Source organism: Thermomonas beijingensis, from assembly GCF_020034655.1.
In the GTDB taxonomy this organism is placed as follows: domain Bacteria; phylum Pseudomonadota; class Gammaproteobacteria; order Xanthomonadales; family Xanthomonadaceae; genus Thermomonas; species Thermomonas beijingensis.
The window spans coordinates 262,155-284,317 of sequence record NZ_JAIQDJ010000001.1 but is presented as its reverse complement, the minus strand read 5'-3'; the positions used below and the strand labels follow the sequence as shown (position 1 = coordinate 284,317).

The window sequence follows — 22,163 nt, the reverse complement described above, 5'->3', positions numbered from 1 at the left end:
CCTAGTTGCTTGCTGGTGCAAGATACCCGGCTGAACCAAGCGTCGAGAGTATCGGGTTGAACGCCGGCTTCCTTACAACAGAGCAAAGCCCCCCCAAACAGCCAAGGCTCGAATCTGGATTCGCCACAACACTGGCTGCAAGCTTGCTTGCTGTTGTCCTGCTGTTGCTGTTCCATCCCTATCACGGCATTTTGCACGACAGCACGATCTACGCAGGCCAAGTGCTTGCGCTACTCGATCCGGCGCCATTTGCACACGATCTGTTTTTTGCCTACGGCAGCCAAGCGCAATTCAGTTTGTTCCCAAGCCTAGTGGCGCACCTGGTTCAGACGCTGGGTCTTGGCAACGCGTTCTTGTGGCTGACGCTGGCCGGGCTGCTGGCATTTGTCATTGCCAGCTGGGGGCTACTGCATCAACTGCTGCCAGAGTCATCACGTTTTCCCGCCTTGCTGGCACTGCTTCTGCTGCCGGCAAGCTACGGTGCTTGGGGTATTTTGTCCTACGCCGAACCCTTCCTTACCGGGCGCAGTTTTGCCGAGCCCTTGTGCTTGGCAGCACTTGCAGCGCTGGTGGCACAACGCCGCACCTTGGCCGGCCTGCTTGGGCTTGCCGCGCTCGCATTGCACCCCTTGCAAGCGGGACCTGCATTCGTTATCGGCTGGTTGTGGCTTGCCCAGCAAGATCGCCGCTGGCTGCATTTGCTATGGCTGCCGACACTCGCGGCGGCAGCGTGTTTTGCTTTGCCGCAGTTGAGTTTTCTGACTGCCCGCATGGATGCACTCTGGTTCCAGCAAGTGTGGGATCGAAATTTGGTGGTGTTCTATTCGCAGTCAGGCGTTGGCGATTGGAACTATTTAGTGAAGGATCTGTTCGTAGCTGCAGTCGCCGCCCGCCATGCAGCCCCGGCTTTGCGCCGGTATTTGCACTCTGTTCTCGGTGCATCAGTGATGCTATTTGCCCTTGGATTGCTCTTGGCCGATGGCTTGCATCTGGCTTGGGGGGCAGGACTGCAACTGTGGCGTGTGCATTGGTTGCTGCACTGGACAGCCACCGCAATGTTGCCTTGGCTCTGCGTACGCCTTTGGCGACAGCCTGCCCATGACAAGCTCCGGTTGCTGGTGTTTGTCTGCGCCGTGGTCTTGGGGTTGATGCCATCCGCCGCGCACCCGATGTTTATGATTGCGGCACTGCTGTATTGGGTTTGGCCTTGGCTGAGTCAACGCGTTGGCATGCCACTGCAGCGCACTCTGGTGGTGCTGTGCCTTGGCGTCGCAATGATTTACGTGCTACCCAATACGCTAGCCCTGACTCCCTGGGGCGCACCGCTTGGCACTATGCGTTGGGTAGATGCACTGATGCAGCCACGCCTGCCAGCCGCTCTGTCATTGCCGACAGTGTTGGCAACCCTATGGTTTTGGCAGCGCTACGCCACAGCCCGCTTGTATTGGATTGCGCTTCCAGCCCTCTTCTTTGCCGCACTATTTTCTGGATACCAATGGGATCAGCGCTCTGCACTGCAGCGTGCGTTCACAGATCCGATGCATGATGCGCAACCCTTCGGGATCAACATCGCTCCCGATGCGCAAGTGTTATGGCTAGGTAACCTGTTGCCGGCCTGGAGCGTATTGCATCGCTCGCATTACATCCAGCAACAGCAGTTGTCCGGCATCGTGTTCAATCGCGCCACATCCATCGAAGGTTATCGACGGAAAGAACTCCTGCATGTGAAGGATGCGCAAGGCAAGGATTGCCGCATCGTGGTCTTCCCCAAAGAGCCTTTCATCGCATGCAAGCCTGATGCTGCTGCCGTGCGTCAGGCTTGCGAGAATTCTCGGAACAAGCTCACCTATGTCGTCCTGTACTACCCATTGAATTACCCAGCAGCAGGTATCTGGGCACCTGACAACGGTGCCGAATCGACGTATTACTTGTACGCTTGTCGCGAGCTGGCAAATACCGGCATCACAATCCAATCATCAGCACAGCCAACACCGCATGCGCCAGCACCTTAACGCCAGACTTTTGCAGCATGACCTCATCCGCTACTTCGCCGCCTCTCTGCTGGCGCTGTTAGTGGATACCGGCACGCTCTCGATGTGTCTGCGGTTACTGCACCTGAGCTTGGCATGGTCGGCAACACTGGGCTTCATCACCGGTGCGATTGTGGCGTATGTCCTCAGCATCCGCTGGGTGTTTAGGGCGCGCGCGTTCGGCAATGCACCCGCACTCGAATTCCTGACCTTTGTTGGCATTGGTGTGGCAGGCCTGGCGATCACCCAGCTGGTGTTGTGGATCGGCGTCACAGAACTGGGCCTACTGCCAGAAGCAGTGAAGCTGGCCGCCGCTGTGGTGACGTTTGCCTTCAACTACATCGCCCGTAAAACGCTACTCTTTGCTACATCGCGCCGCAGTCGCGCCGCCTCGGGGAATGTGGTTTGAGCAATTCCAATTCAACAGAACATGCCATCGTCATCGTCGGTGCGGGTCCTGCCGGCCTGACCGCTGCACTTGAACTACAGGCCGCTGGCATTGACAACATCACCGTGCTGGAAGCGGACACGCAAGTGGGCGGAATCTCTCGCACCGTGGAGCATCACGGCAACCGCATCGACATCGGCGGGCATCGGTTCTTTTCCAAGTCCGACTGGGTAATGGACTGGTGGCGCAAGTTGATGCCAGTCGCCGCACCTGCCGACACAAGCAGCGGGCGCGAACTGCGCTATCAAGGCGCCAGCGCCAACGTCCCTGCCAGCAATGCCAAGGAATCTGATGAAGGCGTACTGCTGGTGCGCAGCCGACTCTCGCGCATCTACTTCAACAAGCAGTTCTTCGACTACCCGCTCAAGCTCAACCCCGACACCCTGCTCAAGCTGGGACCGTGGAAGACCTTCACTTTTGGCCTCAGCTATGTTTGGGCCAAGATCCATCCACGCAAACCTGAACATTCGCTGGAAGACTTCCTGGTCAACCGCTTCGGTCGCAAGCTGTACCTGCAATTCTTCAAGGAGTACACCGAAAAAGTCTGGGGCGTGCCCTGCGGTGAAATCAGCGCCGCGTGGGGCGCGCAGCGCATCAAGAGCCTATCCATTGTCAAAGCCATTACCCATGCCCTGAAGAAAGTACTGGGGCTGGGCGGCAAGGCCGAACAGACTTCGCTGATTGAAAGCTTCCTGTACCCCAAGTACGGCCCCGGCCAAATGTGGGAAACCGCCGCGCAACGGTTTGTGGCGCAGGGCGGCATGCTGCTGATGCAAAGCCGCGTGGAGGGCATCCATATGCACGGCGGCCACGTGCAAGGCATCACCTACCGTGATGCACAGGGCTCGACACATTTGCTGTCTTGCAGTCACCTGCTTTCCACCATGCCCATCAAGGATTTGGTACAGGCTGCTGGCAGTGGCTTCCCGCAGGAGGTTCGCAGCATCGCCAGCCAACTCTCCTACCGCGATTTCATCACCGTGGGCCTGCTCTACCCGCGCAGCGCCATCCCACGCCAACTGGACGATAACTGGATCTACATCCAAGAACCCGGGGTCAATGTAGGTCGCGTGCAGGTGTTCAATAACTGGAGCCCCTATATGGTGGCCGACCCCACTACGCTATGGATGGGACTGGAGTTCTTCTGCAAGGAAGAAGATGCACTCTGGAACATGGACGAGGCCTCGATGAAAGCCATGGCCCACAAGGAAATGGTGCAGATCGGGCTGGTGCGCGCCGATGCGCCGCTGGATGCGGTGGTGCTGCATGTTCCCAAAGCGTATCCCGGCTATTTCGGCGAAGCCTATACGCGCTTTGACGAACTACAGACCGCACTGGATGCGGTACCCAACCTGTTCCTGATCGGTCGCAACGGTATGCATCGCTACAACAACCAAGATCACTCCATGCTCACTGCCAAGGAAGCGGCGCGGCAGATTGCTGCGGGCGTGGTGGATAAGGCGGCAATCTGGGGCATCAATGTGGATGATGAGTATCACGAGGAGAAAAAATAAGTGCTCATCCCTCGTGCAGCGACAGCGTCTTCGCCGGCAACTAGCTTAGATTGGATCGACCAATCCATCGCCATCTATCTCATTCTCCCAATCCTTCTGTTCTGCCTGTGGTTTATCCCACTAGCAACAGCTATCTTGCTGGTATTGACAAGCTTCGCCTCATGGCAAGCATTGCGTGGCCCATCGACAGGATCAACGGGATTAAACACAAAATTCATTTTAAGTGTTTTTGCGCTATCGCTAGGATGGACTGCAGTTGCCGGCGTTGGTCATTTTTTCTACTCCAATTCGGACTGGCTTACTCGCGATGCTGTCCTGCATGACCTATCCGTCAGTGGCTGGCCGCCAACCTACCTGCTCGCTGATGCTTCACACCTGATTCTACGTGCGCCTGTAGGCTATTTTTTACCCTCTGCAGCTGTCGGTTATTTATTTGGCCCCGATGCCGCCAATTTCGCAATCTATTTATGGACGGTATTGGGCTGGTGGCTGTTTTTATTGGCTGCCTGCCGCCTATTCGATACCCTGCGCGAACGCATCCTCTGCTTGTTGGTGTTGACCCTGTTTGGCGGAATGGATTTGCTCGGTCATGCATGGGCATATCGAGAAATTGCCGTGCCAGGGCAGCACATCGAGTGGTGGATGCCATCCATCCAGTACTCAGCCAATACCACCTTGCTATTCTGGGTACCTAACCATGCGTTGCCAGCATGGCTTGGCATTGTGTTGATTCTGCGCCACTGGCAGCAGCCCTCCCTCGCGCGCATCACGCCACTGCTCGCAACTGCCGTGCCTCTTTGGTCACCTTTGGCGGCTATTGGTTTATTTCCATTTTTTTTGTTCGGGCTGGCATGGCGACGCGACCGCAAAATCCTGTTCTCCCCCTGGTCTTGCTTCGCGTTCATACCCATTGCATTGCTCACCATGAAGTATCTAGGCATGGATGCCGCAGAAGTCCCGCACGGCTGGATGGCGGAAATGTGGGGCACATGGGATCTGTTTGCCTATCGTTACGTGCTGTTTTGCTTGCTGGAATTCGGCTTTTTGGCACTGATTTTGGCGCGTATCACCCATTTCAATCGCCCCATGCAAATCGCAGTAGCGACATTGTGTCTGTTGCCCTTTTACTATCTTGGCATTGGCAATGACCTTGCGATGCGCGCATCAGTCCCAGCACTATGTGTACTCGCCCTGGCTACGATCAGACCATTGGCGCAGCAGCAAGGACGCACACTTTGGCACGGCCTACTTGTCGTAACATTGCTGGTAGGTGGATTGAGCGCCGCTCAGGAACCCGAACGTGCATTCATTGAACCTGCGTGGAAGCCGCTGGGGAAAACAATTCCGGCTTCAGTTCGTCGAGAGCATCCGGAAGCGGGATCTCTCTTCCCGGCGCATTATTTTGCACACGAAGACTCAACCATTCTGATGGCATTGATGCGACAGCCAAAAGCCTTAGATGTTTCTAAGGAAAAGCCCTACTGAAGTTGATCATATGCCGGTTATTACCACCACTACAAATTTTCGCTTTGATGCCAACACCGGCATTACCTTGCTTGACGCCGCCAATACCGCATCCCTGCAACTCCCATACAGCTGCAAGACTGGCCGCTGCGGCACGTGCCGGTGCAAAGTAATGACGGGCAGCACGCACGCCCTACTTCCCGAGCTGGCTCTAACCGAGCAAGAAAAAGCAGACGGGTGGATTCTTAGCTGTGCACGCACTGCGGACACTGATCTGCGCATCGGAGTACTTGACCTAGGTGATCTCACACTTCCTCCTCCGCGCACACTGCCCTGTAAAATCAACTCACTGCAGCGTTTAGCCCCCGATGTTGTTGGCATCCAACTGCGACTACCTCCCAGCAGCGCCTTCGAGTTCTTGCCTGGGCAATACATCGACGTCATCGGCAAGCATGGTCTACGCCGCAGCTATTCGATTGCCAATCCCCGTTTGCCAAACAACACGCTAGAACTGCATGTTCGCGCCATGCAAGACGGAGAAATGACGCGATATTGGTTTGCAGATGCAAAACCGGAGGACGTTTTGCGCTTACACGGCCCTTTGGGCACGTTCATCTTGCGCGCCTGTAGTGGTATGCAGCTATTTTTCCTTGCCACCGGCACCGGAATTGCTCCAGTCAAGGCAATGCTTGTAGCTTTGACAACTCTACCTTCAGAGCAACAGCCAGAATCTGTCACGGTGCTATGGGGGGGGCGTAGGCAAGAAGATCTTTATTTCGATGTACATGCCTTGATACCCACCGCTCGATTTATCCCCGTACTCTCGCGCGCTGACGATGCTTGGCAAGGCGCACGCGGCCATGTACAGGATGTCCTGTTGGCGATGCAACCTGATTTCACCAATGCTGCTGTCTATGCTTGCGGCTCCGACGCGATGATCCATACTGCCAAGGCAGCGCTGCTGCGTGCGGGGCTTCCTGCCGATCAGTTTTATTCGGATGCCTTTGTGTGCTCCGCCGCACCAACCCCCAGCGAGGCCAAATGACATGAAAGCAGTGATTCTCGCAGGTGGGTTGGGCACGCGCTTGAGTGAAGAAACTACCGTGCGCCCCAAACCCATGGTGGAGATCGGCGGCATGCCAATCCTCTGGCATATCATGAAGATCTACTCCAGTCACGGCATCAATGAGTTCATTATCTGCTGCGGCTACAAGGGCTACATCATCAAGGAATACTTCGCCAATTATTTTCTGCATATGTCGGATGTCACCTTCGACATGCAAGCCAACAGCATGCACGTCCATGAGCGTCGCTCAGAGCCGTGGAAGGTAACGCTCGTGGATACCGGGGATCACTCGCAAACCGGTGGTCGCCTGCGGCGCGTAGCGGACTATCTGAGGGACGATGATGCGTTTTGTTTGACCTATGGCGACGGTGTGGGCGATATCGACATCGGTGCCTGCATCGCGTTCCACAAGGCGCATGGCAAAGCCGCCACGGTGACCGCCACCATTCCACCCGGCCGGTTTGGCGCACTGTCCATGCAGGACGGTCGAGTCGATAGCTTTCAAGAAAAACCGCGCGGTGATGGTGGCATGATCAATGGCGGCTTCTTCGTGCTCTCGCCACGTGTGCTGGACTATCTGCAAGATGACGGCACAATCTGGGAGCAAGCACCGCTGCAAACATTGGCGAATGAAGGCGAGCTCATGGCCTTCGAACACCATGGCTTCTGGCAACCCATGGACACACTGCGCGACAAAGCGAATCTGGAAGAGCTCTGGGCCAGCGGCAATGCCCCCTGGAAGCGTTGGCCGTGATGGGTACATCCAACATCTCACCCGATTTCTGGAGGGATAAGCGCGTTCTGTTGACAGGGCATACCGGCTTCAAAGGCGGATGGTTGAGCCTGTGGTTGCAATCCATGGGGGCAGATGTTGCTGGCATAGCCCTGCCACCACCCAGCGCGCCATCGTTATTCAATGTCGCCGATGTTGGACAAGGCATGTCGCACCACATCGCCGACATTCGGGACTACGCATCCATCGCGCCATTGTTTGCGCAGCTTCAACCGCAAATCGTGTTTCATTTGGCGGCACAACCACTGGTCCGCGCCTCCTACCAGCAACCGTTGGAGACCTACGCAACCAATGTGATGGGCACGGTGCATGTGTTGGAAGCTGCACGTCAGGCAGGCTCGGTACGTGCCATCGTCAACATCACCACCGACAAGTGCTACGAAAACCAAGAGTGGGTGTGGGGCTACCGTGAATCAGACCCGATGGGTGGGCATGATCCATACTCCAGCAGCAAGGGTTGCGCGGAACTGGTCAGTAGTGCTTATCGCAACTCGTTCTTGAAGGAAGCCGGTATTGCACTGGCCACCGCCCGTGCCGGCAATGTCATCGGTGGTGGTGACTGGGCCCAGGATCGTCTGCTGCCAGACATCTTACGGGCGCTAGAGCACGGAACTGCCGTACTTATCCGCAACCCGCACGCCATTCGTCCCTGGCAGCATGTACTGGAACCGCTCAGTGGCTATTTGCAATTGGCAGAACGCTTGTACACCCAAGGGCAACCCTATGCAGAAGGCTGGAACTTTGGCCCCAATGATGACGATGCCCGCCCAGTGCAGTGGATCGTGGAGCAACTATGCGCAACCTGGGGGGGGGATGCCAACTGGCAGATGCAACCCGGCGAACACCCACACGAAGCCAGTTTCTTGAAGTTGGACATCTCCAAAGCGCGGCAACAATTGGGCTGGCAGCCCCGCTGGTCACTGCAAGAAGCGCTTGCCCATGTAGTTCATTGGCATAAAGCATGGCGCAATGGCGAAAACATGCGCATTCTGTGCATGCAGCAAATCTCTGGCTATCGTCACCCACCATGACCACTGATCTTTCTACCCCCTCCTCTGCAGAGCAGCTACGTGACCAGATCCTTGCGCTGGTGGCTCGCTATGCTGACATCGCCCATACACCAAAACCCTTCATCCCTGGGCTTAGTGCCGTGCCGGTGTCGGGCAAGGTCATTGGTGGAAAAGAATTGCAATTGATGGTGGAGGCATCATTGGATGGCTGGCTGACCACCGGGCGTTTCAATACCCAGTTCGAAGAATGCCTAGCCAACTATCTAGGCGTAAAACACGCAATCACCGTGAATTCCGGCTCTTCCGCCAACCTTGTTGCGTTTTCCACATTGACCAGTCCGCGCCTCGGTGAACGTGCGATCAAACCTGGCGATGAAGTCATTGGCGTGGCTGCCGGCTTCCCGACCACGGTCAATCCCATCGTGCAATTCGGCGCTGTCCCTGTATTCGTGGATGTTGATCTTGCCACCCATAATGTAGATGCCAGCCAGCTGGAAGCGGCCATTTCACCAAAAACCAAAGCCGTGATGCTGGCGCACACCCTGGGTAATCCATTCAATTTGGATGCCGTCACGGCGTTATGCAAGAAGCATGGACTATGGCTGATCGAAGACTGTTGTGATGCACTGGGGGCCTCATACAACGACCAGATGGTGGGCACATTCGGCGATATTGCCACCCTAAGTTTTTATCCGGCCCACCACATCACCATGGGTGAAGGTGGTGCGGTCTTTACCAACAATCCTGAACTCAAGCTCATCGCTGAATCCTTTCGTGACTGGGGCCGCGATTGCTATTGCGCGCCAGGCAAGGACAACACCTGCTGCAAGCGTTTTGGCTGGAGCTGTCGTGAACTCGGCGGGAGCCTACCCGATGGCTACGATCACAAATACACCTATAGCCATCTGGGCTACAACCTCAAGATCACCGACATGCAGGCTGCATGTGCGCTGGCGCAAATGGATCGACTGGAAGGGTTTATCGCTAGCCGTCGCGCCAACTTTGCCTATCTGCATGATCGCCTGCAAAATTGCTCCGAGTTCTTGATGCTGCCGGAAGCAACGTTCAACTCTAATCCTTCCTGGTTCGGCTTCCCGGTGACGCTGCGCCCCAACTCCGGCATCCGGCGCGTTGACCTGCTTAACTACCTCAACCAGCACAACATCGGCACACGACTGCTGTTTGCCGGCAACCTGACCCGCCAGCCCTATATGGCCGGCCGCAACTACCGCGTAAGTGGGGATTTGGTCAACACCGATATTGTGATGGAACAAACATTCTGGCTTGGCGTATATCCGGGGCTTGGGGAAGCACAGCTCGATTATGTTGCAGGCAAGCTGGAAGAATTCTTGGGGCTGGGTTTCTAATGGCGACAATGGATTCGGCAGGCACTGGACGATTGCTGTTGTTCGGCGCATCCGGTGCCATCGGGGGTGCGGTCGACAGACATTATGCTGAGCAAGGGTGGCAGGTTGTGCGTATCACCCGCGACACAAACTACGCACCTTCTGGCTCATTCTTGGCATGGAATCCGCTAGATGACGATCCCGCCGGCGAGGCTGCGGTCGCTGCAGCCGGTCCCTTCGATGCCGTATGCTGGGCACACGGAGCGAACTGTAACGACAACATTTTCCAGTTCAATGCCAGCACCCACCAATCGATTTATCGGGCCAATGTCCTGTCAATCCTGGTATCGCTCAATCACCTGCTGACCCGGGACGCACTGACAAAGCCTTCGCGTCTTTGCGTCATCAGCTCAATCTGGCAGAACCAAGCGCGTCAGGACAAGCTGTCCTATTGCGTCAGTAAGGCTGCGGTCCAAGGCCTGATTCTCTCCCTTGCCAACGATCTAGGCCGCGACGGTCATCTTGTCAATGCGGTTCTGCCTGGGGTTCTCGAAACCCCGATGACCCGGGCAAACCTGAGCGAGAGCCAGATTCGCAATGTGGAGGCCTCCACCCGCTTCGGTCGCCTCGCCACCCTTGATGATGTCGCTGCAGCCGTTTATGGCCTAGCCTCGTTCCGCAATACCGGTACTACTGGTCAATTCCTCAACGTCGACCTCGGTTACACGCATGTCAGGATCATTTGAGTTCGACATTCACTCTAGCGCGAAGTCATACCACGTCTTGGCCGGCACCGGAATCGTGCGCCCACATGTGGAGGGCTCCCGCGCGATACTGATTTGTGACGAAGTCCTGCCGACCTATTACCCTTGGCTTGAGCGCGAGGCCAGCATCCTCATCCAGGCACGCGAAGAGTTCAAGACGCTTGATACTATCGGCGTGCTGATCGAGCAGTTGCGCAAGCGTGGCACCACACGCTCCGCGCGGGTCATCGCGGTCGGTGGCGGAATCATCCAGGACGTCGCCACATTCGCAGCGTCCTGCTACATGCGTGGGATCGGCTGGGATTACGTACCGACCACTCTGCTCGGGATGGTCGACTCGTGTGTCGGCGGCAAGTCCTCGATCAACGTCGGCTCCTACAAGAACATCGCCGGCAATTTCTATCCTCCGGACACGATCTGGGTGGACACGGATTTCTGCTCAACGCTGTCCTCTGCACAGATGATTGAAGGCCTCTGCGAAGCGGTGAAGATCTGCTACGCCAGCACCGACAATGCCTTCGACAGATACCTTGCTCTCGCCGACGCCGGGGACCTGCTGCGTGACCCTGCCCACGTAGTAAAAGTCATCGCCCTGACCCTCGCCACCAAGAAGGTTTTCATTGAGGAAGACGAATTCGATACCGGCATCCGCCTGCTGCTCAACTTCGGCCACACCTTCGGGCATGCGCTTGAAGGTGCGAGCGGCTACCGTATCAGCCACGGCATCGCGGTGGGTCTCGGCATGCTGGCCAGCTTTTCATTCTCCGAAGCACAGGGGCTGGTCGACCGATCCTGCGCGCGCGCCTCCAAGCTACGTGCACATTTACGCTGGTTGCTTGCGCAGGTACCGGGGTTGGATGCCGAACTGGCAAGGATCCCCGCTGACGACCTACTGCGACACTTCGACTCCGACAAGAAACACACGGCGGAACACTATGTCGTCATCGCCTACGATGCGGACGGTGCCCTAGTCCGCCACTTGACACCACGTACGGCGGCGATCGAAAGGACACTGCACCATGCCTTCGCCGCGATGGAAAGAGAATTAGATGAAATATAGCGACCAGATCGGAGACTGGCTTTTGGCGCTGGGCTACACCCATTGCTTCTACGTGGGCGGTGGCAACATCATGCACCTGATTGAGAGTCTTAGCCTACGCCTCGACTGTCACCCCGTCATCAATGAAGTTGCCGCTGGCATCGCAGCCGAATACTTCAACGAGGCGAGCCGCGGTGGCGCGAAGGCACTCGCCCTAGTGACCGCAGGTCCAGGGCTCACCAATATCATGACAGCGATCGCGGGCGCTTTTCTGGAAAGCCGGGAATTGCTGGTGATCGGAGGTCAGGTCAAGACCGCCGACCTAGCGCACGGCACACTGCGGCAGCGCGGCATTCAGGAAATTGACGGGGTATCCATCACCCGCCCGATCACGGTCGAGTCCGTACTGCTAGAAGAACCGCTGGGGATGAAAGCATTCGTCGACCTCGTGCAGGCCTCGCGGCACGGACGAAAGGGCCCGGTCTTCATCGAGATTCCTCTGGACGTACAGGCGAGGCAGGTCGAGCCTGTGACGGCAGATGAAGCAGCCATCACACCGCGCCCTTTGCCACACATCACTGACCAGGTGCTGGCCGAAGTCGCCGACCGCATCCGGCATGCCACGCGGCCCGTGCTGCTGCTCGGCGGCGGCATCGACCGTGCGACAGCCGCCGGTCTGTGGGTACGCTTCGGCGAACTGGGGATCCCTTTGGCGACCACTTGGAATGCTGCCGACCGCATTGATGCCGACCATCCGGTCTACGTGGGCAGGCCCAATACCTGGGGGCAGCGCAGCGCCAACATAGTGCTGCAGCAGGCAGATCTCCTAGTCGCGCTCGGAAGCCGGCTCGGGATGCAGCAGACCGGTTTCAACTGGCACCAGTTCGTTCCAAGCGGCGAAGTGATCCAGGTTGACTTGGATCGCACCGAACTGGAGAAGGGGCACCCCCGCATCGCCCAAGGCCTATGCATCGATGCCAACGACATGCTAGCTAGGCTCGCACGAATGGAGCTGGGCGACCACGCCGAATGGTTGGCATACGCGCGCCACGTCCGTGACACCCTGCCTACTGTCGAGGCGATCAACAACACCGCAGACGGCTATATCTCGCCCTACTGCTTCGTCGAGCACATCTCCACGCTCTGCCACCCGCAGGACACCATCATACCCTGCAGCAGCGGCGGCGCTTTCACCGTGATGATGCAGGCCTTCCGCCAGAAAGCTGGCCAGATCATGATCACCAACAAGGGACTGGCATCAATGGGTTACGGCCTGTCGGGTGCCATCGGGGCTGCATTCGCCAACCCCGACGGACGGGTGGTGTTGGTGGAGGGTGACGGCGGCTTCGCCCAAAACCTGCAGGAAATCGGCACCGCCCGAATCAACGGCCTGAACCTGAAGATATTTTTGTTCGACGACGGCGGCTACGCCTCGATCCGTGCGACCCAGCGCAACTATTTCAAGGGCCGCTATGTTGGCTGCGATCGCAGCACCGGACTGGGCCTACCGGACTGGGAAAAACTGTTCGCAGCATGGTCGGTCCCGGTGATGACACTGGAAGCCAGCAACATGGGCTGTGCCGAATTCTCCGCCAGTTTCAACCAGCCTGGCATGGCTGCGTTCGTGGTCAAGCTTGACCCGGATCAGACATACTTCCCGAAGATCACCAGCCGGATCACCGATTCCGGGACGATGGAATCCAACCCGCTCCACCTGATGACGCCGGAACTCGATGCCGATATCTTCGATTCAGTTCTCAGATACCTACCCAAGCAAGGCGGAGAAATCCCATGAACAAGCACGAAAAAAAGATGCTCGATATCCTCAGCCTACTGCGGAATGAATTTGGTGCCGTCGCAGTGAAAGCTGAGTTTGAGGCCGAAGGTACCCGTGTTGATGAATTACTACGCCTGATGGAAATCGCCCGCAAGGCGGACCTTGATGTTGGCCTCAAGATTGGTGGCTGCGAGGCTGTGCGTGACCTGATCGAAAGCAAGCAATTTGGCGTTGAGTACATCATCGCACCGATGGTGGAAACTCCATATGCACTGTCCAAGTTCATCGACGCAAAGAACAAGATCTACACCAAAGACGAGCAGGAATACACTGACTTCTTATTTAATATCGAGACGATTACCGCCTTCAATAATATTAACGAAATGGCAAGACTTGCCGCTGCGCCAAATGGAACAGACGGAATGGTTTTTGGTCGAGTGGACTTTTCTGGCTCCATGGGATGGGATCGCAACGCCATCAATACCGATCCTGTGACCGAATATTGCATTAAAACCGGCAACATCTGTAAGGAATTTGATATTGACCTAGTGGTCGGCGGCGGGGTCTCTATGGATGCATTACCTATGCTTAAACGAATCAATGACAACTATCTGACTCGATTCGAGACGCGTAAAGTAATTTTTGGCAATGAAGCCCTCGCCAAAGAAAATATTGACAAGGCTCTGCTGCAGGCAGTTCATTTCGAGTTGCTGTGGCTATTGAATAAGCGCGACTACTACGCACTGATCACCGCAGAAGATGATCGCAGAATCGAGATGTTGGAGAGCCGCTGGAAGGTCTTATCGAGCGAACAATGACGGTCTCACTAGTTACTCGCAGCCGTCCATGACTCAACTAGTGTTACCATATACACTCATCGAGCAGTTGCGTCGCAGCCACTGGCGCATTCTCGTCACTGGTGCCAGCGGCTGGCTCGGGCAGGCGACTCTGGAACTTCTATCCAATACACTGGGTAGTCGGTGGCACACCCGTGTATCTGCATTTGGAAGCCAGGCACGCACTTGGTCGCTACGTGACGGCACGGTAGTCAGCCAGCGGCCGTTAACTGAATTACCCGCATTACCGCACTCGCCTTCACTGCTGCTTCATTTCGCCTATTTGACGCGTGAAAAAGCTTCAACGATGTCCGCCGATGCGTACATCAATACCAACCGTATGCTGTCGCGCTTGGCAGCTGAAGGCGGGGCCAGCGTCGGTGTAGAGCGCGTTTTTGTTACCTCCTCCGGTGCCGTAAATGCAGCAATGGCGAAGCCTGATGATGAAGATCCAAACCTGTTTTACGGACGACTGAAGCTGGAGGACGAAGCCCTGTTCAAGACTTTCGTCCAAGCAGCACCTGAGCGACGCACCTTCATTGCGCGCTTGTTCAACCTCAGCGGCCCGTACATCAACAAGCTGAATTCCTATGCACTTGCCTCATTCATCCGGCAGGCACGCCAAGGACGCATCCAGATTCACGCACGCCATCCTGTGGTGCGTTCCTACACAAGCGCGGCCAATCTGTTGGGCGTCGCTATGGGCCAACTATTGACCACCGAGGCCGATCCCTTCCTCTGCGTGGAAACCACCGGTGAATGCGAGGTTGAAGTAGGTGACCTAGCACAGATGGTGCGAGAGTTCGTGGCACCAGATGCCGCCATCGCGCGCCTCCCCATGCTGGCGGAACCAGCAGACCGCTACGTTGGCGATGGTGCTCGCTACCGCCAACTGCTGGCCCTGCACGGTATCGATGAACACCCGCTAGCACGCCAGATCAACGACACCGCCGATTTCATCGCACAAATCGAATCGGGAAGCGTGTGAGTTTCGAGCGTATTACCCGGCAACTACCCGAACGCATCCGGTCCAGGCGCCGCTTCTTCCGTTTCCTGTTGGTTGGCGGCATCAACACCGCGTTCGGCTATGCTGCGTTTGTTGCCTGTCTATGGCTGGGGATGCACTACGCAATAGCTGCTGCCGCAGCTACGATATTGGGTGTATTGTTCAACTTCCATAGCACGGGCAAGCTAGTATTCAGTAGCACCAACTATCGCCACCTGCCATTATTTTTAGGCGTGTATGTTGTTGTGTATCTCGTAAATGTGCTTGGGCTATCGCTGTTATCAATGGCGAAGATTCCGCCTTGGCTAGGTGGACTGCTGTTGATTCTACCATGCGCCATGCTCTCTTACTTCCTCAATAGCCGCTTTGTATTCCGAACATGACCAAACTCATCAGCATCGTCACTCCACTCTTCAACGAAGAAGAAAACGTCGATGATCTATGCTCCCGGATTGCAGCGGTAATGGCATCTTTGCCCTACGACTATGAACATCTTTGTATCGATAATTGCTCAAAAGACCGCACTGTTGCCTTACTCCGCGCTCGCGCTGCACGCGACCCCAAACTAAAAGTCATTGTCAATGCTCGCAATTTTGGACATATCCGCTCTCCATATCATGCACTGCTGCAAGCTGCCGGCGATGCCGTAGTGGTGATTGCAGGCGATCTACAAGACCCGCCGGAGATGATCCCAGAGTTCATCAAAAAATGGGAAGACGGCTTCAAGACAGTAATGGCGGTAAAACCGGAAAGCGAAGAGTCTTCGTTGATATTTTTTGTCCGCAAGATATATTACAAGATAATCAACCGCATCTCGGAAGTCCCCCTGATCGACAACGCAACTGGTGCCGGCTTGTTCGATCGTGATGTGATCGAAATATTACGCAGCATCGCCGACCCCTACCCCTATACGCGAGGCTTGGTGTGTGAAATTGGCTACCCCATTGCGACAGTGCCATTCAAGCAGCCACGCCGCACACGTGGTGTCACCAGTCAAAATTTTTACACGTTGTACGACATCGCCATGCTTGGCATCACCAAGCACTCCAAACTGCCCCTACGGCTCATGGCGATGCTTGGCTTTGCGTTGGCAATTGTTAGCCTGTTGGCAGCATTCGGCTATCTACTTGCCAAACTTCTTTTTTGGGACAAGTTCCAATTCGGAACTGCACCCATTCTAATTGGAATGTTTTTATTCGGCGCTATCCAGATGCTATTTCTTGGAATGCTGGGTGAATATATCGCATCCATTCAAACCCAAGTACGAAAACTGCCACTAGTAGTAGAATCAGAGCGGATCAATTTTTAAGAACAAAGCCTAGCCAACGCAACATAAAACCATGTGACCATCTATGCCGGCATACGCACTTTTCTTGGACGCGACCACCAGTCAAATATTTCAATTGTTGCGCTGACTTCATGAAAGAAATCAAGCTCGACTCACCGGAAATTTGTTCGAAAATAAAATTGCTCGCAGGCGGCGCACTCGGCATTACCATGATGCTCTTGTTGCGCCGCTACCCCGGCATTTTTCACGACTCGATTCTGTATATGGGTCAAGGCTTGATGCAGCGTTGGCCGCAGATTTATGGGCAAGACTTGTTTTTTGCACATGGCAGCCAGGCCAGCTACACCATCATGCCGTGGATCTTGGGTAAAGCGTTTTCCTTTGCATCGCCCCCGTTAGTCATGTTGATGGGTGCATTCATCAGCATGCTACTGTTTGCGGCATCTGCCTGGTTTGCATTGAAGGCTCTGTTGCCGACGCAGCAGCGTTATTGGGCCTGGCTGGGTGCGCTGTGCTTGCCCTCTATCTATGGCGTAGTCCACATATTTAGCTACAACGAACCATTCTTGACATCCCGTCCACTAGCAGAATCATTCTGTTTGCTTGGCATTGGCTGGCTCATCCGCGAAAAATGGCTACTTGCTGCCGCCAGTCTTTTGCTAGCCGGACTATTTCACCCGCTGCAAGCGATTGCAGGTGCGGCAATCATCTGGGTGTGGGCTGTTGGCCAGGATCGCCGCTGGCTGCATGCGCTATGGTTGATATTTCCAGTCAGCGCGCTGGCATACATCGGGATAACCCCGTTCAATGGGCTGCTGCAGCGCGCAGATGCCGGCTGGTTCAAGGAGCTGACCTATTCTCGCCAAGTGTTCGTCACGCTCTGGAGTGTCAATGACTTCAAGAATCTTGGCTTTGATGTTGTGGTTTTGCTGAGTGCGTGGCACTGGTTACGGGGCCGGTTTGGTGGATGGTGCTTGGCATCGTTGATCGGCTGCACGATTGGCATTCTTGCCAGTTTGCTCTTGGTTGATCACCTGCACTTGGTTCTGCCTATTGGCCTACAACTTTGGCGCGTTCATTGGCTGGCACACTTCTTCTCATTGGCGGCCATTGGTGCACTCCTGCTATTTCATTTGCGTGCAAAGGACTCCGTTTCAGCACTGCTGCTGACGCTCACCGCACTCTTGGCCTGGGGCGAGACCGATTGGGGCTGGCTATTGCTTGCTGCAATGTACGTCGGCTGGCAGTTTGCTCCACACGACTCCCGCCAACGGCTTGGCCGTTTGCTCTGTTGGATCTTTGGCATGTCGACTGTACTGCTGTTCTATAACCACGCCAGCAATGAATATCATTGGTTCAAAGAGGCACATTTTCGAATCGATCTGTATCCGTTTGACCGCCGTTTACTAGTTTTCCCGGCATTGTCATTTGGCCTACCACTTTTCGGGCTATTGCTATGGGAGCGATGCGGATCAATCGGAAAGAAGCTTTTGCTTGCCGGTTTCCTGGTGCCTGCAGTGGCAGCAACACTGTACCTGTGGGATGCTCGCGACAGCACACAACACATCATGGAAGATGCGGCATTTCAACCTGATATATTTGGCACCTCGATTCCAGAACATGCCCAAATCTATTGGGAGCCAGAATCTTTAGTTGGAGTATGGCTTGTACTCCATCGTGCGAGCTACTTCAGCCCAGGCCAACTGGCCGGGCAGATGTTTAGCCGTGACACTGCTGAAGACGGTCTGCAGCGTGAAAACAGAATGATGCCACTGATGCGTGAGAGTCTTGGGTGTCAAGATGAAAAACTGAATGTCACTGAACGTGTACGTTGCCATATCAGCGATCGCAGCATGAAACAAGCGTGCTCTCTAAATGGAGGCAAGCGCCCTGATTACATGGTGCTGTCTTATCCACAGCCACAGCCATACGTTGGGCAGTGGGCGATCCCTGATCCGGTATCAAAGACTCCTGCAATTACCTTTCGTCTCTACCGTTGCGACGATATTCTCAATTTTAGAGGCGGTAGTAGCAGCCCGCCGGTTCGCCGGTGAGTAGCCGGATGGCGTTGCATGGACACGACTCAGTGTCTACTAGCAGCCACGCTCCCATTGGCCGCTGGCGTACACCGATCGCAGGTGGTCTGTTTGGCATCGTGATGGTGTTGTTGCTTCACCGTTATGTCGGCATTAATCACGATTCCATCTTGTACTTGGGACAAGCGCTTGCGCGGCGCTGGCCGCAAATATTTGGCCAGGATCTTTTTTTCGTGCACGGCAGTCAGGATCGTTACTCGATAGCTCCTTGGCTGCTTTCAGAAGCAGTCGGAAGCATCAACCCGCCAGTGCTTTTTCTTTGGGGATCCGCAGTTGGTCTCTTGGGGTTTTTCTTCGCTGGCTGGTACTGCCTCCGTGTGTTATTGCCGCCCGATCTACGGTACCGGGCATGGTTAGCTACAATTTGCCTGCCACCTGTATATGGCATGACCCAGCTATTCAGTTATGGCGAAAAATTTCTTACACCCAGGCCATTTTCCGAAGCTCTATGCTTGGTTTCCATTGCATTTTTTACCCGCAAGCGCACCCGGCTTGCTTTCTTTTTTTTGGCACTTGCATGCATTCTGCATCCGCTACAGATGCTGGCTGCCAGCCTGATCATTTGGCCCTGGCTGGTGATGCAGGATAGACGCTGGCTACACGCCTGCTGGCTAGGTATTCCGGTTTTGTTTCTTGCTTATCTCGGAGTCAAACCATTTCCTGATTTGTATGTCCGCATCGACCCAACTTGGCTTTACAACTTATACGACGCAACCCCTCAGCTATTTTTGTCGAAGTGGAGCCTGGCCGACTTCAACAATCTCTTATTTGATATTTTTTTACTAACCATCGCACAACGAATCCTGCCGCTGGACTTTGCGCGCTGGTGTCGTGCCGCTCTCTTCGGGTTAGTGCTTGGCATTGCGGTTACAGCCCTGTTGGTGGATTCGCTTCACCTTGCCCTCCCCTCCGCACTCCAACTGTGGCGTGTTCATTGGCTAGCTCATTGGCTTGGTATCGCCGCTATCGGCGCGCTGTGTTTTTACGGCATTCACACCAATAATTTCTCCCGCACTTTGCTACTGCTGCTTGCTGCAATCTTTGCCTGGGGAGAGGGCACCTGGGAGTGGGGCGCATTTGCGATGCTGTATGCCATCTGGCCACTACTTGATCACCGTTTGCCCTCCAACGTTGCCAAGCTGATTGGCACCCTGCCTGGCGGCTTAGTGTTGCTTCTGGCAGTTGAGCACGTCTCATTACAACTTGCGGGCTTTGAAAATGCTGGTTATCAACTGGACCTGTTCCCCCTTGACCGGCTGCTTTTGGCATTCCCTGCAATAGGATTTGGATTGCCCCTGCTCTGTGTGTTGCTTTGGAATCGTTTAACTGGAAGTGGCCAGAAAATTGTGTTCCTGACTTGCCTGATCCCCCTAACCATGCTCAGCTGCTGGTGCTGGGATTCCCGCGGCCTTGCCAACCGGGTGTTTGAAAATAATGTTTTCAATCCTTCGATATTCGGGATCAGGATCCCGGAGCACGCTCAGGTGTTTTGGTACCCAGGCTCCATCATGGGGCCTTGGCTAGTATTGCAACGCACCAATTATTTCAGCCCGGGGCAAGTTGCCGGCGAAATTTTCAACCGCGAAACTGCCATTGATGCTAGGTCTCGCATCGAAAAGCTGCGCCCATTGATCGAGCAAGGCCTTGGCTGTGACCAGGCGCGACTTGCAGGCACCTACCATCGGGAATGCGCAATCAGTCCCCGCAATCTTCGAATTGCCTGCGAACCCGGCGCTGTGCCGCCGCCGGACTACTTGGTTCTGCCTTATCAACAAACTCAAGCACCCATTGGTACTTGGAGGCTTGTGGATCCGGCTGGCCTGCAGCCGGACTCGAAGCTCTTCTTGTACCGATGCACTGACCTCGTTGCACCACTTGCAGCTAAGTGATGATGGTTCGCGGCGGCGCAGGTTTGCGATACAGTCACATCCGTTCCCGGGGAGATCCGCACCAATGAGCACTGCCACCGCCGCCAATCTGATGGGTATCACCGGCATCGCCCGGCGCTTGGTCATGGACGGCGCGCTGGATGAGGCGGTGGCGCGCAAGGCAATGGACGCCGCCACTGCCGAGAAGTCGCCACTGGCAGCGTATCTGGTACAGCACCGGCTGGCCTCGCCGGCAGCGTTGGCGGCAGCCAATTCGGTGGAGTTCGGCATGCCGATCGTCGATGCACTGGCACTGGATCCGGCCCAGTCCGCAATTACGTTGGTCAAGGAAGATCTACTGCGCAAGCATCAGGTATTGCCGCTGTACAAGCGCGGCAATCGGCTGTTCGTGGGCACCTCAGACCCGACCAACAATCAGGCGCTGGAAGAACTCAAGTTCCATACCAATCTGGCAGTAGAGCCTATTTTGGTGGATGCCGACCGCATCAAGCGCTGCCTGGATCTTTGGTTGGAAGCCGCCGAAGCGCTGGCTGCCGACATGGACGATGCCGACGGTCTGGAAGGACTGGAGGTCAGCGGGGGGGATGATGATTTTTCCAATGACTCCGGGGTCGATGCCAGTGGCGAGGACACCCCAACCGTCAAATTCATCAACAAAGCGCTCGTGGACGCGATTCGCAAAGGGGCCTCGGACATCCATTTTGAGCCCTATGAAACCGAATATCGGGTGCGTTTTCGCATCGATGGCATCCTGAAGACTGCAAAGAAAGTGCCGGTGAAGCTGCATGCGCGCATCGCCGCCCGGCTGAAGGTGATGTCGCAACTGGACATTGCCGAGAAGCGTGTTCCGCAGGACGGTCGCATCAAGCTCAATCTCAGCAAGACCAAGCAAATCGACTTCCGCGTCAGCACCCTGCCGACGCTGTTTGGCGAGAAGATCGTGCTGCGTATCCTTGACGGCAGCGCCGCCAAGATGGGCATCGACAAGCTGGGCTACGAGCCAGTGCAACAAAAATTGTTTTTGGACGCCATCCACAAGCCCTATGGCATGGTGCTGGTCACTGGCCCCACCGGTTCCGGCAAGACCGTCAGCCTGTACACCGGGCTTGGAATCCTGAACGATGAAACGCGCAACATCAGCACGGTGGAAGATCCGGTGGAAATTCGGCTGCCCGGCGTCAACCAGGTGCAGCAGAACGTCAAGCGCGGCATGACCTTCGCCGCCGCTCTGCGTAGCTTCCTGCGCCAAGATCCGGACGTGATCATGGTGGGTGAAATTCGCGACCTGGAAACCGCAGAAATCGCGGTCAAGGCCGCGCAGACCGGCCACATGGTGCTCTCCACCCTGCATACCAACGATGCCCCGCAGACGATTGCCCGCCTGATGAACATGGGCATCGCCCCGTACAACATCACCAGCTCGGTCAGCCTGGTCATTGCCCAGCGCTTGGTGCGCCGCCTGCATGACTGCAAGCGCGCGGTGCATCTGCCGGAACATGCGCTGCTGGCGGAAGGCTTCACCGCCGATGAAGTGCACGCAGGCATCACCGTGTATGAGGCCGTGGGCTGTGAGGACTGCACCGAGGGCTACAAAGGTCGCGCCGGCATCTACCAAGTGATGCCGATGACCGAGCAAATTCAGCAAATCGTGCTGGCCGGTGGTAATGTGCAACAGATTACCGAGGCGTCCCTGCTCAGCGGCGTCCGCGATTTGCGGCGTTCTGCGTTGGACAAGGTGAGACAGGGGGTCACCAGCCTCATTGAGATCAACCGCGTCACCAAGGATTGAAGGGGAGC

18 protein-coding genes are annotated in these 22,163 nt (G+C 55.8%); all 18 read left to right on the top strand.

Translation table 11 applies throughout. The features are described from left to right. Positions 1 to 143: 143 nt before the first annotated feature. The 18 genes from K7B09_RS01265 (at position 144) to pilB (ending at position 22,155) form a co-directional block, all read left to right on the top strand. Entirely contained in the window at positions 144 to 2,012 is a 1,869-nt protein-coding gene (locus K7B09_RS01265) for a hypothetical protein (RefSeq protein WP_223625921.1), read from the top strand. Continuing rightward, positions 1,996 to 2,439, top strand: coding sequence for a GtrA family protein (locus K7B09_RS01260; RefSeq protein WP_223625919.1), 444 nt, complete (start codon positions 1,996 to 1,998; stop codon positions 2,437 to 2,439). Before K7B09_RS01265 ends, K7B09_RS01260 begins: the two co-directional genes overlap by 17 nt. Further along, positions 2,436 to 3,992: an NAD(P)/FAD-dependent oxidoreductase gene (locus K7B09_RS01255; RefSeq protein ID WP_223625917.1), complete on the top strand. Its 1,557-nt coding sequence runs from the start codon at positions 2,436 to 2,438 to the stop codon at positions 3,990 to 3,992. The genes K7B09_RS01260 and K7B09_RS01255 overlap by 4 nt, the downstream gene beginning before the upstream one ends. Next, the gene (locus K7B09_RS01250) at positions 3,993 to 5,477 is read left to right on the top strand and encodes a hypothetical protein (RefSeq protein ID WP_223625914.1); all 1,485 of its coding nucleotides are present in this window, start codon (positions 3,993 to 3,995) and stop codon (positions 5,475 to 5,477) included. Positions 5,478 to 5,487: 10 nt separating this feature from the next. Continuing rightward, complete coding sequence (locus K7B09_RS01245) at positions 5,488 to 6,501, top strand: 2Fe-2S iron-sulfur cluster-binding protein (RefSeq protein WP_223625912.1); 1,014 nt, start codon at positions 5,488 to 5,490, stop codon at positions 6,499 to 6,501. A 1-nt stretch (position 6,502) separates the two neighbouring features. Beyond that, a complete protein-coding gene (rfbF, locus tag K7B09_RS01240) occupies positions 6,503 to 7,276 on the top strand; it encodes a glucose-1-phosphate cytidylyltransferase (protein WP_223625910.1) in 774 nt (257 codons plus the stop codon). Then, positions 7,276 to 8,346: a CDP-glucose 4,6-dehydratase gene (gene rfbG / locus K7B09_RS01235; RefSeq protein WP_223625907.1), complete on the top strand. Its 1,071-nt coding sequence runs from the start codon at positions 7,276 to 7,278 to the stop codon at positions 8,344 to 8,346. Before rfbF ends, rfbG begins: the two co-directional genes overlap by 1 nt. Then, a complete protein-coding gene (rfbH, locus tag K7B09_RS01230; protein ID WP_223625904.1) occupies positions 8,343 to 9,692 on the top strand; it encodes a lipopolysaccharide biosynthesis protein RfbH in 1,350 nt (449 codons plus the stop codon). Before rfbG ends, rfbH begins: the two co-directional genes overlap by 4 nt. Before the next feature lie 8 nt (positions 9,693 to 9,700). Further along, the gene (locus tag K7B09_RS01225; protein ID WP_223625902.1) at positions 9,701 to 10,417 is read left to right on the top strand and encodes an SDR family NAD(P)-dependent oxidoreductase; all 717 of its coding nucleotides are present in this window, start codon (positions 9,701 to 9,703) and stop codon (positions 10,415 to 10,417) included. After that, positions 10,401 to 11,495 carry a 3-dehydroquinate synthase gene (locus K7B09_RS01220; RefSeq protein ID WP_223625900.1) on the top strand — a complete coding sequence of 365 codons (1,095 nt, stop codon included), beginning with the start codon at positions 10,401 to 10,403 and terminating at the stop codon, positions 11,493 to 11,495. The genes K7B09_RS01225 and K7B09_RS01220 overlap by 17 nt, the downstream gene beginning before the upstream one ends. After that, positions 11,485 to 13,269 (top strand): thiamine pyrophosphate-binding protein, encoded by a 1,785-nt coding sequence (locus K7B09_RS01215; protein ID WP_223625898.1) that lies wholly within the window; start codon positions 11,485 to 11,487, stop codon positions 13,267 to 13,269. The genes K7B09_RS01220 and K7B09_RS01215 overlap by 11 nt, the downstream gene beginning before the upstream one ends. After that, positions 13,266 to 14,069: an aldolase/citrate lyase family protein gene (locus K7B09_RS01210; protein ID WP_223625895.1), complete on the top strand. Its 804-nt coding sequence runs from the start codon at positions 13,266 to 13,268 to the stop codon at positions 14,067 to 14,069. Before K7B09_RS01215 ends, K7B09_RS01210 begins: the two co-directional genes overlap by 4 nt. A 28-nt stretch (positions 14,070 to 14,097) precedes the next feature. Further along, positions 14,098 to 15,075: an NAD-dependent epimerase/dehydratase family protein gene (locus K7B09_RS01205; RefSeq protein ID WP_223625892.1), complete on the top strand. Its 978-nt coding sequence runs from the start codon at positions 14,098 to 14,100 to the stop codon at positions 15,073 to 15,075. Further along, positions 15,072 to 15,476: a GtrA family protein gene (locus K7B09_RS01200; RefSeq protein ID WP_223625888.1), complete on the top strand. Its 405-nt coding sequence runs from the start codon at positions 15,072 to 15,074 to the stop codon at positions 15,474 to 15,476. The genes K7B09_RS01205 and K7B09_RS01200 overlap by 4 nt, the downstream gene beginning before the upstream one ends. Continuing rightward, complete coding sequence (locus tag K7B09_RS01195; protein ID WP_223625884.1) at positions 15,473 to 16,402, top strand: glycosyltransferase family 2 protein; 930 nt, start codon at positions 15,473 to 15,475, stop codon at positions 16,400 to 16,402. Before K7B09_RS01200 ends, K7B09_RS01195 begins: the two co-directional genes overlap by 4 nt. Before the next feature lie 110 nt (positions 16,403 to 16,512). Beyond that, complete coding sequence (locus K7B09_RS01190) at positions 16,513 to 18,435, top strand: hypothetical protein (RefSeq protein WP_223625880.1); 1,923 nt, start codon at positions 16,513 to 16,515, stop codon at positions 18,433 to 18,435. 32 nt (positions 18,436 to 18,467) lie between these two features. After that, the gene (locus K7B09_RS01185) at positions 18,468 to 20,366 is read left to right on the top strand and encodes a hypothetical protein (RefSeq protein ID WP_223625875.1); all 1,899 of its coding nucleotides are present in this window, start codon (positions 18,468 to 18,470) and stop codon (positions 20,364 to 20,366) included. Positions 20,367 to 20,430: 64 nt separating this feature from the next. Continuing rightward, a complete protein-coding gene (pilB, locus tag K7B09_RS01180) occupies positions 20,431 to 22,155 on the top strand; it encodes a type IV-A pilus assembly ATPase PilB (RefSeq protein WP_223625872.1) in 1,725 nt (574 codons plus the stop codon). The last annotated feature ends 8 nt before the right edge of the window (positions 22,156 to 22,163 follow it).